This window comes from Candidatus Methylomirabilota bacterium, assembly GCA_035709005.1.
Taxonomy (GTDB): Bacteria; Methylomirabilota; Methylomirabilia; order Rokubacteriales; family CSP1-6; genus 40CM-4-69-5.
In genome coordinates this window covers 26338-39920 of the sequence record DASTFB010000127.1, presented here as the reverse complement: position 1 = coordinate 39920, position 13583 = coordinate 26338, and the positions used below count along the sequence as shown (strand labels likewise).

Below are 13583 nucleotides of genomic sequence, written 5' to 3'. Positions count from 1 at the left end.
CCCCCCCCCCCCCGATGATCGCGAGCGCCTCGGCCGCGTCGGCCGTCGCCAGGCGCCTCTCGACGTCCGCCGCGAGCGCCTGCGCTTGCGCCTCGCCGTCGGGACCCTCGAGGACGAGCGCCCGGTAGCGCGCGGCCAGCCCATGCGCCACGGCGTACCCGTGGCCGCGCTCCGCCTCGAGGTCGGCCACCCGCTCGACGCGGGCGAGGAGGTCCTCGAACAGCAGCGCCATCCGACGCCTCACGTCGCCATAACCCTTCACGAGCTGGGCCGCGCGCGCCACCTCGCCGGCCAGGGCGAGGTCGCGCCCGGCGCACCGCCGCACGCTCGCGAGCCAGCGCTCCATGCGCGCGTGCTCCTCGTGAGCCCGGTGGGAGAACGGGCGAAGCGGGCGCAGGCGCGTGAGGAGCCAGACGCGCAGGAAGCCCGTGATGGTCGTGGTCCGCACGTGCTGGCCGAGCGTCGGCCGGCCGTGGGGCCACCGCCGCGCGGCCCAGCGGGCGACCGGCGCCACGAGCCGGTGCGGCAGGACGCCGAGGATCTCGTCGAGATCGGGCTTGAGGTAGTCGGTCACCACGATCTCGCCGGTGCCGGCGCGGCTCTCGGCCCGGATCCGGTCGAAGCGTGTCGCCCGGGTCTTGAGCTGGGCCACCCGCACCGCGTCCTCGTAGGACATCCACGTGGCGAGGTGCCGAGCCACGATCCGGGCGAGGTCGACGGCGGCCGGCGGCGCGCCGGGCCCCGGCACGAAGGGCCGCAGGCGATCGAGGTACCGCCGCGCGTAGCCGGCGTCCTGGTAGTCGACGAGCCGGGCGACGGCGAGCGCCACGATCGGGCGGATCGTCTCGGGCAGCGTCGCGATCTGGCCGGTGAAGGCGGGGTGGGGAGTGGGCTCGCGGGCGGCGGCGGCCGGCGCCCTCCCCCCCGCCGCGGGGTCCCCGGCCACGGCGAGGCCGAGCTCGAACCCGGCCAGGTTCGCCTTCACGCCGACGCCCTTGCGCTCGATGGCCTTGCGATACGCGTCCGTCGCGAGCGGGAGCGCACCGACGCCGGCCAGCGCCCCGAGCAGCACCGCGTTGACTTCCGTCCCGTGGGTGCGCGCCAGCGCCAGCGCGTCGAAGGCGACCAGCGTGCGCGAGGCGGCGCGCGCCGCCCGCTCCAGCGCCTCGCGAGGATAGATGGCGCGTCCGGTGGCGATCTTCTCGTGAATCGAGTAGAGCCGGTGCGTGCTACAGACCACGGTGGTGCGGTTCGGCGAGACGAACCCCTGCTCGATCATGCGACCGACCTCGAGGAACTCGGGAGCCAGCAGCACGTCCAGCGCGCCGGGGACCGGATACAGCGAGAAGGCGGGCTCCAGACCGTCGTCGGCGGGACCGATCGCGATCTCGACGTAGTACGTGGTCGACCCGGTGCGCTGCGCCACCCCGGGGATCGACGTGCCGTGCACGGCATGGCCGTCCAGCAGGGCCGCCTCCACCAGCCACTCCGACAGGACCCCGCCCCCCTGCCCGCCAACAGCGGGGACGAGCACACTGAGGATCCCGCGCGCGGTCACGCCGGGGCGGACGCGAGACGCCGGATGACCGCCATGCGGAGCCGGGCCAGCAGCCGGGTCCACCGGCCCGGGTTCGTCACCACCTGGACCTCGTAGAACGACGGGCACAGTACCGCGGCGTGCGCCACCTCGCCGCACACGCCGCAGCCGACACAGGTGTCGTCGACGTGGGCGATCGGGTCCTCGCGCAGCGGGTCGGGACTGTCGCGCAGCGTGAGCGAGGGGCAGCCGTTGAGCCGCATGCACGAGTGGTCGCCGGTGCAGACGTCGGGGTCCACGCCGAACCGCGGCTGCCTCACCGTCTCCCCGGCCGCGGCGCGCCGGCGGTTCAGCGGACGCTCGCGCCGCTGGCGCTCGAGCATGCACTCGCCCCGGGCGATGACCACCTTCAGCCCCCGCGCGCGCGTGGTGAGGGCCTCCCGCAGCGTGCGCAGCATCGCCGGGATGTCGTAGGAGGGCACCGTCCGGATCCACCGCACGCCCACGCCCCGCAGCGCCTGCGGCATGGTCATGCCCGTCGGCTCGTTGCGGGCGTTCCGGCCGGTCGACGGGTTGTGATGCTGTCCGGTCGCCGACGTGTAGAAGTTGTCGAGGATCACCAGCACGGAGTCCTGCTGGTTGCACACGGCATTGGCGACGCCGTTGGTGAGCCCGTTGTGCCAGAAGCCGCCGTCCCCCATGACCGAGACGACCCGCTTGCCGAACAGCGGCGCCACCGCGCTCGCGGAGGCCAGCCCCATGCCGTAGCCGAGGACCGAGTTGCCCACGTTGAACGGCGCCTGCGTCGAGAAGGTGTGACAGCCGATGTCTGCGGCCACGTGGGTGTCGCCGATCTCGGGTGTCTTCGCGCGGAGGATCTTGAGCGCGCTGAAGACGGGCCGCTCCGGACACCCCGTGCAGAACGACGGGGGCCGCTTGGTGATCGGCTGCGGCAGGAGGCTCCGCACCGCGTCCTGGTGCGCAACCAGCGCCGCGTAGCGGCCCTCGATGGCGGTCACGCTCTGCGCGGTGGGAGCGGCGGAGGTGAGGAATGTCCGCAGCCCCCTGAGGACGAGGGCCGGCACGTACTCCCCGTGCGCCGAGAAGACCTCCTTGCCCTGGATCTCGACGTCGAGCCTCGCCTCGTGCGCGAGCGCCTTCAGCTCGCGATCGAGGTGATTGGGCATTCCCTCCTCCACCACGAGGACGCGCTTCTTGACCCGGAGGAAGGCGAGCAGCTCCTCGGGCACCAGGGGATGGAGGACGTTGAGGACCATGAGGGGCACCGGCGTGCGCCCGTGCAGGTCGGCCAGCCCCAGCAGGTGCAGGGCGCGAACGGTCGTGTTCCAGAGACCGCCCTGCAGGACGAGCCCCAGGTGCGACTCCGCGCCCGGGATGTGCTCGTTGAGCCCGTGCTCGACGACGTACCGGCGCGCGGCGGGCAGCCGCTCCGTGAACTTCTTGGCCTCCATGGCGTAGGTGAAGGGCGGCAGATTGATCCGCTCGAGGCTGAACGACGGGGTCGCCAGCCGCGCGCGCATGCTGATGGCCGGGGCGACGTTGTCCTTGCAGCGCAGGGTGCCGCGCATGTGGCAGGCGCGGATCCGGATCGAGAAGAGCACCGGCTCGTTGCACGCCTCGGACAGGCCGAACCCCTCTTCCACGAAGCGAGCGAACGACGACAGGCTGTTGCGAGGATCCAGGAGCGGGAGCGACGACTTCAGGGCCGCGGAGTGCGTCCGCTCCTGCAGGATGGAGGCCCCCTCCCCGTAGTCCTCGCCGATCACGACGAGGGCGCCGCCGAGCACGCCCGCGGATGCCACGTGGGACAGGGCATCGGACGCGACGTTCGTGCCCACGACCGATTTCCAGGTGGCGGCACCCCGGACGGGGTAGTTGATGGAGGCGCCGAGGAGGGCGGCCGCCGCCGCCTCGCTCCCCGAGAGCTCGAAGTAGATGCCCATCGGCGCGAGGAGCGACTCGTTGGCGTCGGCCATGACGTCCAGCAGGTGCGAGATCGGCGACCCCGGGTAGCCGCCGACGTACGACACCCCCGACTGCAGCAGGGCCTTGGTGATGGCGAGAATGCCCTCGCCACGGAGGATCTGTCCCTCTCCGTAGCCGAGCTGCTTGACGTCCTCTGTGAACGACCGCTCACCCATCGGGCACCTCGTGGCGGAGCGACCCGCGGGGGGCCGCGTCGCTCATTCTGTCACAGAACGGCGGCCCGCGGGGGGCGCCCCGGGCGGGCGATCGGCTATGCTGGAAAGCGGCCCGGGCCCGAGGCGCCGAAGTGGCGGAACCGGCAGACGCGCACGACTCAAAATCGTGTACCCGCAAGGGTGTGTGGGTTCGATTCCCACCTTCGGCACCAGGCGCACCGGCCAAGGCCTCAGCGCGGAACCGCCCCGGTTGCTCCCCGACGCCCCTGCGCAGCGCCGCGCTCGGCGCGCATGGCCGCGATCGCCAGCCGCGCGTCCTCCTCCAGGCGCTCGGCCTCGTCCGGCGTCAGCGCCTTCCACTCGCGGACGAGCCTCCGGATGTGGTCCTCGACGCGCTCCACGGGAAGGCGCCAGTAGTCGTACTCGCACAGCGGGAACATGCCCTGTCCGGCTCCGTACGCGATCGTGTGAGCGGGCTTCCAGTTCCAGCGGTCGCCGCACTGAAGACAGGCGCCGTACCCGTCGAGCCGCCCCTCCTCGTTCAGGCGGGCTCGCGCCTCCAGGCTTGCCGCCGGGGCGTAGGACGCGGGGTCGACGAGGACGGCTCGGCGGGCTGGGTGACATCCGGCCGCGAGGAGGCACGCCAGGAAGCAGCGCCGTGTCATGGTGCCCTGTGTACAGCACGCCAGGGTCCAACAACTCCACGCCCGTGCGCACCACGCCCGTGCGCGGCTTGACAATGCCTCGGAGGCGCCTGTAACGTGACCCGACGCGTGGGGCTGTAGCTCAGCTGGGAGAGCACAAGGCTGGCAGTCTTGGGGTCAGGGGTTCGAATCCCCTCAGCTCCACCAAGCGTTCACGACGGGGCTACGGCGCACTGCCGTAGCCCCGTTGCCGTCTCACCGGCTTGACCTTCCTCGCGACTGATCCTATTCTTCCGTTCTCATCGCCGCGTGGATCAGGAGGATTGGCGTGAAAGTCGTCTGCGCCTGGTGCCGTTCCGAAGGGCGGGAGGGGCTGATCGGGGACCGGCCCCCGCTCGACGATCCGCGCGAGACCTCCGGCGTGTGCTGGATGCACAAGCTGGAGACGCTGCAGCGGACGCGCACGAGCGTGACGGATCGGGACGCTCCGGCCCGGGACAGGCAGGTACGCTTTCTCATCGTCGTGGCGCGCCACGCCGTCGATCTCTTCGCCCGCGTCAGCGACCAGTTTCTCGATGATCCCCGAGTCCAGGTGCTCATGGACCGCCGCCGGGGCGAGCGGCGTCGCATCACCGAGCCGCATCGCCCCGAGCGGAGGAGCCAGGACCGCCGACGGCCTCTCGATTACTGGGAAGACATCCGCCGCCATCCCGTCGTGATCGTGCCGACCTGGAAGGCGAAGGAGAGCCGGCCGTCGGTCCCGGCCCCGCAGCCCAGCGCCGCCTTCGCGCGGATGCCCGAGGTGACGACCATGGAGAGCACGGAGAGCGTGGCCCAGGCCTGGCAGGAGATCGAGACCTGGGTCCGCGACAGCAAGAACATGGTGAACCATATCATCCCGTCGCTGATCCAGGAGTGCGACGAGCTGCGCAAGCGGGCCGACGAAGCCGCGGGCGAAGTGACCCGTCTCAAACGCGAGGTCGAGAGCCTGCAGAGCGAGATCGTCAGGCTGGGCAGCGAGGTGGGTCGCCTCACCGACGAGCGGGCGGTCGTGACCGGGATCGCCGAGCGCGGAATCGGCGAGATCGCCCGTGTCGCCGGTGAGGTGCTGACGGCGCTCAAGGAGCGGTGAGCGGCGGGCCCGCCCGGTCCCTGCCGAGCTAGCGCGCGGCTCGGGCTACCGCGACCTCAACTCGTTCCGCACCCCCTGCACCCCGCTCGTGGCCCGCGCCAGCGCCCGCGCCCGGGCACTGGCCCGGGCGCTGGACACCGAGCCGGTCAGCGTGACCATGCCATTGTCCGAGCGCACGTCGATGTCGGCGTCCTTGAGCATCGCGTCCTGCTCGATCCGGGCTTCGAGATCCTTCGTGATGTCCTTGTCCCGGGCGTCGACGCTCTTGCGCCGGGAGTCGGGCACGATCTGGAGCGAGCTGCGCACCGCCCTGACGCCGCTGGTGCCGTGGACCACCTGCTCGGCGAGCCGCTTCTCTTCGCGACTCGCCACCTTGCCGCGGAGGGTGACAACCCCGGCGTGGGTCTCGACGTTGACGGCTCGGGTGATGCGCCTGTCGGCGATGAGTTTGGCTTTGGCCTTGGACGTTATCCACACATCGACGATGGCGCGGCCGGCGCTGGCCATGAATCCGGGCCTGCTATCCGCCGGCCGCTCGGCCCGGGCCGGCGGTCCGGGGGCTCTGTTCTGGGCCTGCCCGTGCACGACGGCAGGGTAGGCGAGCAGGAACAGCGCTACGAACGTCATCACCCGCTGCATACGCCACCTCCGCGCTCGGCCTTCGAGCAAGGAGGGTGCCGCGCCGTAAGAGACCGAGAATTCTTCGGTTCTCCGGAATCGGCCGCCGATCTGGCACGCGTGCGGGTGCAGCGTTGACAAGGCACGTACGGCGCCGGCCCGCAGCGATCACGGGCGCGCCTCGCAGATGTAGAGGATGTGCGGATAGGGCAGCAGATCGACGAGCAGGTGGCGCCAGACGCGAAACCCGCTCGCTTCGAGGACCGCTGTCAGCTCCTCGGCGCTCCAGTAGCGGACTGCCGCCCGGGGAGCCATGGCCTTGTCGAGCGCCCACGTGAACCAGCGCTTGGGCGCCGGCTGCGTATCCACGTCCTTGACGAGCAGCCGGCCACCGGAGGGCAGGGCCCGGCGCAGCTGGGCCAGCAGGGGCGGCACGCGGGCAGGCGGGATGTGGTGGACGATATCCAGCATGTAGGCGGCCTGCATCTCGCCGTCGCCCTTGAAATCTCGGGCGTCGCCCTCTTCGTAGCTCACGTTGTCGAGCCCCAGGCGACGGGCCGCGCGGCGAGCCAGCGCGATGCGCCGGCCGTCGACATCCACGCCGCGAAGAAGACGCCGCGGTCCGGTCGCGGCGTAGTAGAGGGAGAAGAGCCCGAATCCGCAGCCGATGTCGAGCACCGGGCCGGCCTCGGGCAGGTACTGGCCGATCTCGTCCAGGAACCGCTGGCGCAGGATCCCGAATCGGGCCCAACAGTAGGCGCGTACGACGGGATCGTCGTACGCGCGGATGATCCTACGTACCGTCTCGCTTCGCATAGACGATGAAGCCATCGCCGCGCACGGCTTCCCGGTACCGCGCGGCGAGCAGCCGCTCCAGCTCCGGGAACGAGCTGAGCCGTTCCCAGCCCCCGGCCGGCCAGCCGCCCGCGAAGAAGACCACGCACCGGGGCGGCCGGCGCTCGAGGCCGCGCACCAGTTCACGGCGGAGCGCGCGTACCACCGGCGTCCCGGTATCGTGGAAGAAGTGGAAGTCGTAGAGGAAACGGGTCGGCTGAGCGATCCCCAGCCGTAGCAAGGCGTGGATGCCGCCGTCGGTGGTGTCCAGAACCTGGACGCGATCGCCGGGCTCCAGGTAGCGCTTCAACGCCTCGACGACGGCGCTCACGCGCCGGGCCTTGGCGCTCACCCAGCCACCTTCCGCCGCAGCCGCGCTGCCGGCGCCTTTGCTGCCGAGCAGCGCAACGGCCAGGATCAGGCTCGCCGCCAACGGCACGGCCGGCCATGCCCGGGCTCGCACCAGCGGCTCGAGCTCCGAAAACAGCAGCACGGCGGCGAAGGCTGCCGCCGGATACAGGTGGTACTCCCAGCCCTTACCCTGGACGAAGAAATGGATGAGGCCGGAAGCCAGGCCGAGGAGCGCTATGCGATGGCGGATGCCGAACCGTCGGGTCCCGAGGGCCGTGGCCACGCTGAGGCCGATGCCCGCGCCGACAGGAAGCCAGGCGTACCAGCGGTCCAGCCCCGCATCGGCTTGATGCAGACGTGAATAGAGCGGCAGCAGGTAGTCCGCCAGGAGGGCTCGCCATGCAGGCAGCGCGCCGAGGCCAGCCACCCAGGACACCGTGATTATCACGGGCGCCACCACGCCCAGAACGTAGATCGCGAGCGCCTGGATGTCTGCGAGGCCGCCCCCTGCCCGCCACGCCGCCCGCGCCACGAGCATGCTGAAGGCCACGCCGAGCACCGCGGCGTGCGGCTTGATGGTGAGGCCCGCGCCAAGGGCGAGCCCCCCCCAGAGCAGAGGAGCCGCCGAGGCCCGGCGCTCCATCCAGCGCGCGACGCCGAGCGCACCCGCGATCACGAAAGGGCAGAGCAGGAAGTCGCGTTGACCAGCCTGCCAGGGACCCGCGGCCAGGTGGTAAAGAGCGAAGAAGAGCCCACCGCCCACCGCAGCGACCCACCCCCAGGGGGCGGCAAAAACGGCCACCGCCAGGCACCCGGCGGCGAGGAAGGCCAGATCGAACAGCCGCCAGGCGACGTCCCCGGCGCCGGCCAGCCAGAGCAGCGCCCCGTGGAGCAGGTAGACCCCGGGAAAGTTCATGTCCAGCAAATCGCGGTATGGCGCGTCGCCCTGTCCGATCCGCCAGGCGATGTAATGCATGATCGGCGCGTCGTGGATGAGCGGCCAACCGCGGGAATGCCAGCCCAGCCAGGCGACCAGCGTCGCGAGCCCGCCCAGCAGCGCCCAGGCAGCGGCGAACGACGCCTGCCCGGCTGTGGACGTCACCGGCGCGTCGTCAGTCCTTGAACTCCTGATCGAGGATCTCGCGAATGAAGCGGTCGATCGAGACGGGGTAGAAGTGGGCGTCGGGGGTGATGATCACGCCGGTGTTGATGATCTCCCGCTGGGCCAATTCCTCGAGCACCCGCTGCAGATGGTCTTCGGGGCCCCGGCTTTGCCGCCGGATCTGGAGATCTTCGCTCTCCAGCATGAGCCGGGGGGCGTAGCGAAAGGTGAAGACGCGCGCCAGCAGCGTGTGGTGCATCAGCTCGCGTTCGCCGAAGAGCTCCCCGTACGTGGGGCCATCACGGCCCGGGGTGATCACCATCCGGGGGGAGACCCGGATCCGGCCCCGGACCTCCACGGAGCGCCCGGGCTGCTCCCGCTCCGCCCCGACCAGGATGTAGGGCAGCGTGTGGTAGCCGGCGATGATGCCCGCGAGCGGACGCCGCACCACCCGAGTCTCCTCGAAGACGTGACGAAGCCACTCGGGGTCGTCCCAGGCCTCTGCCATCGGCCTCAGTGTACGGCATTCTCGGCGTCGTTGACTTCCGACGGGGGACGGTGCGAGGCTGCCACCGTGGACGACCGGGCCATCGACCACGGCGGGGGGCGGATCGAGTGGCTGCACTTCTGCGAGCGCTGCGGCGAGCGCATGGAAGAGCAGAAATGCAAGATCCTGTGCCCGAGGTGCGGGAGCCTGCGCGACTGTAGCGATCCGTAAGCGGCTCGGCGGCACAGAACCTGCACTCCCTCCGTCCTCATGAGTGCGTCCGGCCTCGCGGCGGATCCCACCGCCTTCTACGTCGCCGCCTTGCGGGCCCTGCAAACGGCCGGCGTGCCCTTCGTGGTGGGTGGCGCCTACGCCCTGTCGCGCTATACGGGAATCTTCCGTGACACGAAAGACCTGGACGTCTTCGTGCGGCCCCGGCATGCGAAGGCGGCGCTGGACTCCCTGGCCGCGGCCGGTTACCGCACCGAGCTGACGTTCCCGCACTGGTTGGGCAAAGGCTTCGCCGGCGACCACACCATCGATATCATCTTCAGCTCGGGCAACGGCTTCGTCCAGGTGGACGACGGGTGGTTCGACTACGCGGTCGACGACAGCGTGCTCGGCGTACCCGCTCGCCTGTGCCCGCCGGAAGAAATGCTCTGGTCGAAGGCCTTCATCATGGAGCGCGAACGGTACGACGGTGCCGACATCGCACACCTGTTGCAGGCCCAGGCCGAGTCTCTGGATTGGCAGCGCCTGGTGCAGCGGTTCGATAGCCACTGGCGCGTGCTGCTGAGCCACCTCGTGCTCTTCGGGTTCGTCTATCCCTCCGAGCGCGGGCGCATCCCCGCCTGGACCATGGCCTATCTGATGGGCCGGTTGACGGAAGAATGGTGCACGGCCGGCCCCGCCGACCGGATCTGTTGCGGCACCCTGCTGTCCCGGGCCCAGTACCTGGTCGACGTGGAGAGCTTGGGCTATCGGGACGCGCGTCTGCTGCCCGGTGGCACGATGACCGCGAACGACGTCGCGGAGTGGACGGCGGCGATCGAAGCTCCGACGCCGACCATCCAGGATCCGAGCGAGAACGGCGATGCGGCTGGCCGCCGTCGCTGACCTGCACTGCCCGCGCAACCCTCCGGAGATGCTCAGCCGGTTCCTGGAGCCGGTGGCCGATGCCGCCGAGGTGCTGGTCCTGTGCGGCGACTTGACCGATCGTGGCCTCGAAGAGGAGGCGCGGGCGTTGGCCCGCGCCCTTACGGCCGCGGTGAAGATCCCCATCCTGGCCGTGCTCGGCAATCACGATTACGATGCCGGGCGACCGGAAGCGGTGAAGGCGATCCTGGCCGACGCCGGCGTGCGAGTGCTGGACGGTGAATCCGTCGAGGTGCGTGGCGTGGGCTTCGCCGGCGTGAAGGGCTTTGCGGGCGGCTTCGGCGCCCGCGCGCTGCAGCCATGGGGCGAAGCGGCCATCAAGGCCTTCGTGCGCGAGGCCGTCGACGAGGCCCTGAAGCTGGAGTCGGCGTTGGCCAAGCTCACCGGCGAGCAGAAGGTCGCGCTCCTCCACTACTCACCGATCGAGGCGACGACGAAGGGGGAGGCGCCCGAGCTCCTGCCGTTTCTCGGCTCGAGCCGCCTGGAGGAACCTCTCACCCGGTATTCGGTCACCGCGGTGATGCACGGACACGCGCATCAGGGCAGCCCCGACGGACGCACCCGGGGCGACATTCCCGTGTACAACGTCGCCGTGCCCGTGCTCCAGCGGGTGTTTCCGGAGCGCCCGCCTTTCAGGGTGATTGAGCTTCCGGGCGGCTAGCCCGGCGGACCACCCCCAGCCGGCGGGCGCCCCCACCGAGAACGTCGCGGGAGGCGCCTCCCAGCAACCCGCTGGAGCGGCGTCCGAGATCATCGAGGAGCGTGAGCAGCCGGGATCGGCGGCGGGCGCCGAGCTCGGGGTCGAACAGGTACATGAGCCCCGCTCCCACGGCCAGGGCCAGCATCACGAGGCCCCCGGCGCCGTACGGCATCGTCGAGACGTTGCGTCGGCGCTCGAAGGGCAGTGTGTCGACGACTTCCCGGACCCACGATGTCATGTGTCCTCCTGACGGTTTCAGGCGACCCGACGCGTCTGCCGTCGGGCGGCGGCGTGGCGCAGCCCCCGCTCGTACCCGCGCTGAAAGGCCGGGCGGCTATAGGCTTCGGGATAGCGACTCCGGAGCTCATCGATGACGTCACCGTAGGCCGCTCCACGCCCGATTCCGAGCGCGGCCTCGAAGCCCAGACGATAGTCGGCCTCGTCGCGCGTGAAATCACCGCCCTCGGCCGTGTAGGAATGCGCTTCGGTCTCACGCAGGCCCAGCCACCAGCGATGCCGAGCGTTATCGAGAGCCTCGGCGCCGGCCTGGGCGAGGCGCTGCCGGATCAGCTCGGCCTGCGTCTCGTCCTCGGGCAGGGCGATCACCAGCGCCTGCCCCTGCCCGAGCAGCTCTTCATAGACGAAGAGCTCGTCCATCGGCACGCCCTCGGGGGCGTTGTCGAAGGCCTTGCCCACCGCGGCTCCCGCTGCCCCCAGGAGGAGGGCGCCCAGCGCTCCAAGGGCGAACACCGGCCCGATCCCCGGGACGAAGACGCCGATGAGGGCACCCGCCTGCACCCCGGCTGAGGCTCCGGTCGCGCCACCCACGACGCCGCCCAGGGCCGTACCGACCCCTGGCGGCTCGCCCGCCGTCGTGGGAACCTCGCTGTGGAGTCGCTCGTGCTCCCCGGGGAACAACACCGTGATCCTGTCCCGCCGCAGACCGAGCGCCGCCAGACCATCCGCAGCCCGTTTCGCCGCTTCGCTGTCCCTGAACACACCGACCACCGTTGTCATGCCTCGTCCGGGATGCGGATTCCGTGCCAGCGGCCTGTATGACCTGATGTTCATACCCAAGCACGGTGGACCACCCAGCGGCCGGGCCAGGGGTCGACCCGGCTGTCGCCCAGCACCGCGCCTGCCCGCGCCAGCCGACCGATCGCCGCCGTCACCTCCTCGGTGGGCAGGCCGAAGAGTCGGGCGAGGTCACGCCGGCAGCTGAAGACCGCTCCGCGCAGGTACCGCTCGAGCAGGCGGTCCAGGGCCGCCTCACGACCCAGTCGTCGTCCCTCGGCGACCGCGTCCGGCAGCCAGGACTCCAGCAGGTCCCAGCGATAGGAAAACGTCGGCTCGTAACGTTCCTCCGTCTTGACCACCCAGAACCCCTGTTGCAGCTCGCCCATGGCTCGCTCGAACTCGCGGGTCTTGGCCGGCTCCAGCATGAAGGCGTGGGCGCGCAGGTCCCGCGTGTACTGCGGATGCTCCGCGATGAGCACGTCCATCAACCGGCGCGCCGTCAGGCTCAGATGACCTGCCGCGTACTCCGCGCGATAGTGGCGGGCCCGCTGGCGGCCTCGCACCAGCGCGTAGAAGGCGGGCAGCAGGTCGAGGGCGATGAGCACGGGGCGAGCTCTGATGGCCTTGCCGTAGTAGACGTGCCGGGCCGCCGGCAAGCGATCCTTCAGGTCCCAGGTCAGGCCGACACCGGGGTCGTGATGGGAGTGGCGAGGCCAACGCGGCCGCGGGCGGCCCACCACGGCCTCCCAGAGGCACGCCACCCCCTCGGGAAAGCGATAGAAGGTGGAGCAGAAACCCACATCGGTAATGAAGCCCAGCGCGCTCTGCAGACCGCGCACGCGCAGGGGCGGCCGGTGCCGGAAGCGCTGCGCGCGCAGCCCGGTCAGCACGGCGGCGTCGAGCGCGGTCGTCACCTCGCGGGACGACCTCCTTCGCCTCCGGCGTCGCGAGCCGGTTGGTGGTTCGCCGGGCGCGTCTGAGACAAGTGCTGTATCGTATCGCGCGATGCGACGCACTTCGAGGGCCACGTGGTCGGCGCTGCTGGCGCTCGCCTGCCTGGCCGGCTGCGCCGTCCTCGAGCGCGGAGACTGGCGGCAGGCGCGACGCGATGCCAGCGGGCTGGCGCCCTCACCGGCGAGCACCCCCGAGCCCGTCGTGCAGGTGTACGTGGCGCGGACGGTCGGCTGGCGCGCCGCCCTCGCCGTTCACAGCTGGATCGTCCTGAAGCCTCGGGAGGCGTCGGCCTATACCCGGTACGAGGTGATCGGCTGGGGCGTCGACCGGGGACTGCCCGCCATCCGGATCAATCGCACGGGTCCGGACAACTACTGGTTCGGAAGCCGCCCTCTCCTGCTCGTCGACCGGCGTGGCGACGGTGTGGATGCGCTCATCACGAAGATCGAGGCTGCCATTGCGAGCTATCCCTATCCCCGCAGCTACCGGACCTGGCCCGGCCCCAACAGCAACACCTTCGTCGCTTACATCGGTCGGGCCGTGCCCGAGCTTCGCCTCGAGCTACCCCCCACCGCGATTGGCAAGGACTTCCTCCCCGATGGATGGCTGATGGCCGTCACCCCCAGCGGCCGCGGCGTGCAACTGTCCGTCCTGGGTGTGGCCGGCGTCCTGGCCGGCTGGGAGGAGGGTCTGGAGGTCAATCTGCTCGGATTGACCTTCGGGCTCGACGTAAAGGAGCCGGCGCTGAAGCTGCCTGGCTGGGGCCGCCTGGGCGCTCCCTGAGGCCGGCCCGCCGACAACCGGATGCCCGAGACGATTTTGCGCCGTGGCGTCCGGGGCCGCGTGCTAGCCTGCTAAAAAGTCAGCATTTGTGGGCTTCGTGTGCATGC

15 protein-coding genes and 2 tRNA genes are annotated in these 13583 nt (G+C 70.8%); 7 read left to right on the top strand and 10 right to left on the bottom strand.

Annotated elements, in window-relative coordinates; all coding sequences use genetic code 11:
- On the bottom strand, window positions 1-1534 hold a 1534-nt coding region (locus tag VFR64_21620; GenBank protein HET9492332.1), incomplete at its 3' end, for an indolepyruvate oxidoreductase subunit beta family protein.
- Window positions 1535-1554: 20 nt separating this feature from the next.
- Window positions 1555-3699 (bottom strand): indolepyruvate ferredoxin oxidoreductase subunit alpha, encoded by a 2145-nt coding sequence (locus tag VFR64_21615; protein HET9492331.1) that lies wholly within the window; start codon window positions 3697-3699, stop codon window positions 1555-1557.
- Between the two features lie 125 nt (window positions 3700-3824).
- On the opposite strand from VFR64_21615, the gene VFR64_21610 reads away from it, so the two are divergent.
- Window positions 3825-3911, top strand: a tRNA-Leu gene (locus VFR64_21610).
- 18 nt (window positions 3912-3929) lie between these two features.
- On the opposite strand, the gene VFR64_21605 is transcribed toward VFR64_21610, so the two are convergent.
- Complete coding sequence (locus VFR64_21605; protein HET9492330.1) at window positions 3930-4364, bottom strand: hypothetical protein; 435 nt, start codon at window positions 4362-4364, stop codon at window positions 3930-3932.
- A 110-nt stretch (window positions 4365-4474) separates the two neighbouring features.
- On the opposite strand from VFR64_21605, the gene VFR64_21600 reads away from it, so the two are divergent.
- Together VFR64_21600 and VFR64_21595 are read left to right on the top strand one after the other, a co-directional pair.
- Window positions 4475-4550 (top strand) — tRNA-Ala (locus VFR64_21600).
- A 121-nt stretch (window positions 4551-4671) separates the two neighbouring features.
- Window positions 4672-5475 (top strand): hypothetical protein, encoded by an 804-nt coding sequence (locus VFR64_21595; GenBank protein ID HET9492329.1) that lies wholly within the window; start codon window positions 4672-4674, stop codon window positions 5473-5475.
- Between the two features lie 45 nt (window positions 5476-5520).
- Here VFR64_21595 and VFR64_21590 read toward each other — a convergent pair whose 3' ends face one another.
- The 4 genes from VFR64_21590 to VFR64_21575 all read right to left on the bottom strand — a co-directional run bounded on the left by VFR64_21590 (window position 5521) and on the right by VFR64_21575 (window position 8888).
- The gene (locus VFR64_21590) at window positions 5521-6114 is read right to left on the bottom strand and encodes a BON domain-containing protein (GenBank protein ID HET9492328.1); all 594 of its coding nucleotides are present in this window, start codon (window positions 6112-6114) and stop codon (window positions 5521-5523) included.
- 147 nt (window positions 6115-6261) lie between these two features.
- Window positions 6262-6909, bottom strand: a complete 648-nt coding sequence (locus VFR64_21585) for a class I SAM-dependent methyltransferase (protein HET9492327.1) — start codon at window positions 6907-6909, stop codon at window positions 6262-6264.
- On the bottom strand, window positions 6887-8380 hold the full coding sequence (locus tag VFR64_21580) for a hypothetical protein (protein ID HET9492326.1): 1494 nt from the start codon (window positions 8378-8380) through the stop codon (window positions 6887-6889). The genes VFR64_21585 and VFR64_21580 overlap by 23 nt, the downstream gene beginning before the upstream one ends.
- 10 nt (window positions 8381-8390) lie before the next feature.
- Complete coding sequence (locus tag VFR64_21575) at window positions 8391-8888, bottom strand: hypothetical protein (GenBank protein ID HET9492325.1); 498 nt, start codon at window positions 8886-8888, stop codon at window positions 8391-8393.
- Window positions 8889-8954: 66 nt separating this feature from the next.
- Between VFR64_21575 and VFR64_21570 the strand changes: the two genes are divergently transcribed.
- Genes VFR64_21570 through VFR64_21560 form a run of 3 tightly spaced genes read left to right on the top strand, consistent with a single transcriptional unit; the run spans window position 8955 to window position 10683 of the window.
- Window positions 8955-9098, top strand: coding sequence for a hypothetical protein (locus VFR64_21570; GenBank protein HET9492324.1), 144 nt, complete (start codon window positions 8955-8957; stop codon window positions 9096-9098).
- Window positions 9099-9137: 39 nt separating this feature from the next.
- Entirely contained in the window at window positions 9138-9983 is an 846-nt protein-coding gene (locus VFR64_21565; protein HET9492323.1) for a nucleotidyltransferase, read from the top strand.
- Complete coding sequence (locus tag VFR64_21560; GenBank protein HET9492322.1) at window positions 9961-10683, top strand: metallophosphoesterase; 723 nt, start codon at window positions 9961-9963, stop codon at window positions 10681-10683. Before VFR64_21565 ends, VFR64_21560 begins: the two co-directional genes overlap by 23 nt.
- Here VFR64_21560 and VFR64_21555 read toward each other — a convergent pair.
- The 3 genes from VFR64_21555 to VFR64_21545 are packed head-to-tail and all read right to left on the bottom strand — an operon-like array spanning window position 10655 to window position 12653.
- Window positions 10655-10960: a hypothetical protein gene (locus tag VFR64_21555; protein ID HET9492321.1), complete on the bottom strand. Its 306-nt coding sequence runs from the start codon at window positions 10958-10960 to the stop codon at window positions 10655-10657. The genes VFR64_21560 and VFR64_21555 overlap by 29 nt on opposite strands.
- 17 nt (window positions 10961-10977) lie before the next feature.
- A complete protein-coding gene (locus VFR64_21550) occupies window positions 10978-11739 on the bottom strand; it encodes a hypothetical protein (protein ID HET9492320.1) in 762 nt (253 codons plus the stop codon).
- A gap of 50 nt (window positions 11740-11789) precedes the next feature.
- Entirely contained in the window at window positions 11790-12653 is an 864-nt protein-coding gene (locus VFR64_21545; GenBank protein HET9492319.1) for a crosslink repair DNA glycosylase YcaQ family protein, read from the bottom strand.
- A 91-nt stretch (window positions 12654-12744) separates the two neighbouring features.
- On the opposite strand from VFR64_21545, the gene VFR64_21540 reads away from it, so the two are divergent.
- The gene (locus VFR64_21540) at window positions 12745-13476 is read left to right on the top strand and encodes a DUF3750 domain-containing protein (GenBank protein ID HET9492318.1); all 732 of its coding nucleotides are present in this window, start codon (window positions 12745-12747) and stop codon (window positions 13474-13476) included.
- The last annotated feature ends 107 nt before the right edge of the window (window positions 13477-13583 follow it).

Bases quoted from the DNA above. Each gene is read 5' to 3' on its own strand.
- VFR64_21555 (HET9492321.1), bottom strand. From the start codon at position 10,960: ATGACATCGTGGGTCCGGGAAGTCGTCGACACACTGCCCTTCGAGCGC.
- VFR64_21615 (HET9492331.1), bottom strand. From the start codon at position 3,699: ATGGGTGAGCGGTCGTTCACAGAGGACGTCAAGCAGCTCGGCTACGGA.
- VFR64_21540 (HET9492318.1), top strand. From the start codon at position 12,745: ATGCGACGCACTTCGAGGGCCACGTGGTCGGCGCTGCTGGCGCTCGCC.
- VFR64_21565 (HET9492323.1), top strand. From the start codon at position 9,138: ATGAGTGCGTCCGGCCTCGCGGCGGATCCCACCGCCTTCTACGTCGCC.
- VFR64_21585 (HET9492327.1), bottom strand. From the start codon at position 6,909: ATGCGAAGCGAGACGGTACGTAGGATCATCCGCGCGTACGACGATCCC.
- VFR64_21605 (HET9492330.1), bottom strand. From the start codon at position 4,364: ATGACACGGCGCTGCTTCCTGGCGTGCCTCCTCGCGGCCGGATGTCAC.
- VFR64_21560 (HET9492322.1), top strand. From the start codon at position 9,961: ATGCGGCTGGCCGCCGTCGCTGACCTGCACTGCCCGCGCAACCCTCCG.
- VFR64_21550 (HET9492320.1), bottom strand. From the start codon at position 11,739: ATGACAACGGTGGTCGGTGTGTTCAGGGACAGCGAAGCGGCGAAACGG.
- VFR64_21575 (HET9492325.1), bottom strand. From the start codon at position 8,888: ATGGCAGAGGCCTGGGACGACCCCGAGTGGCTTCGTCACGTCTTCGAG.
- VFR64_21590 (HET9492328.1), bottom strand. From the start codon at position 6,114: ATGCAGCGGGTGATGACGTTCGTAGCGCTGTTCCTGCTCGCCTACCCT.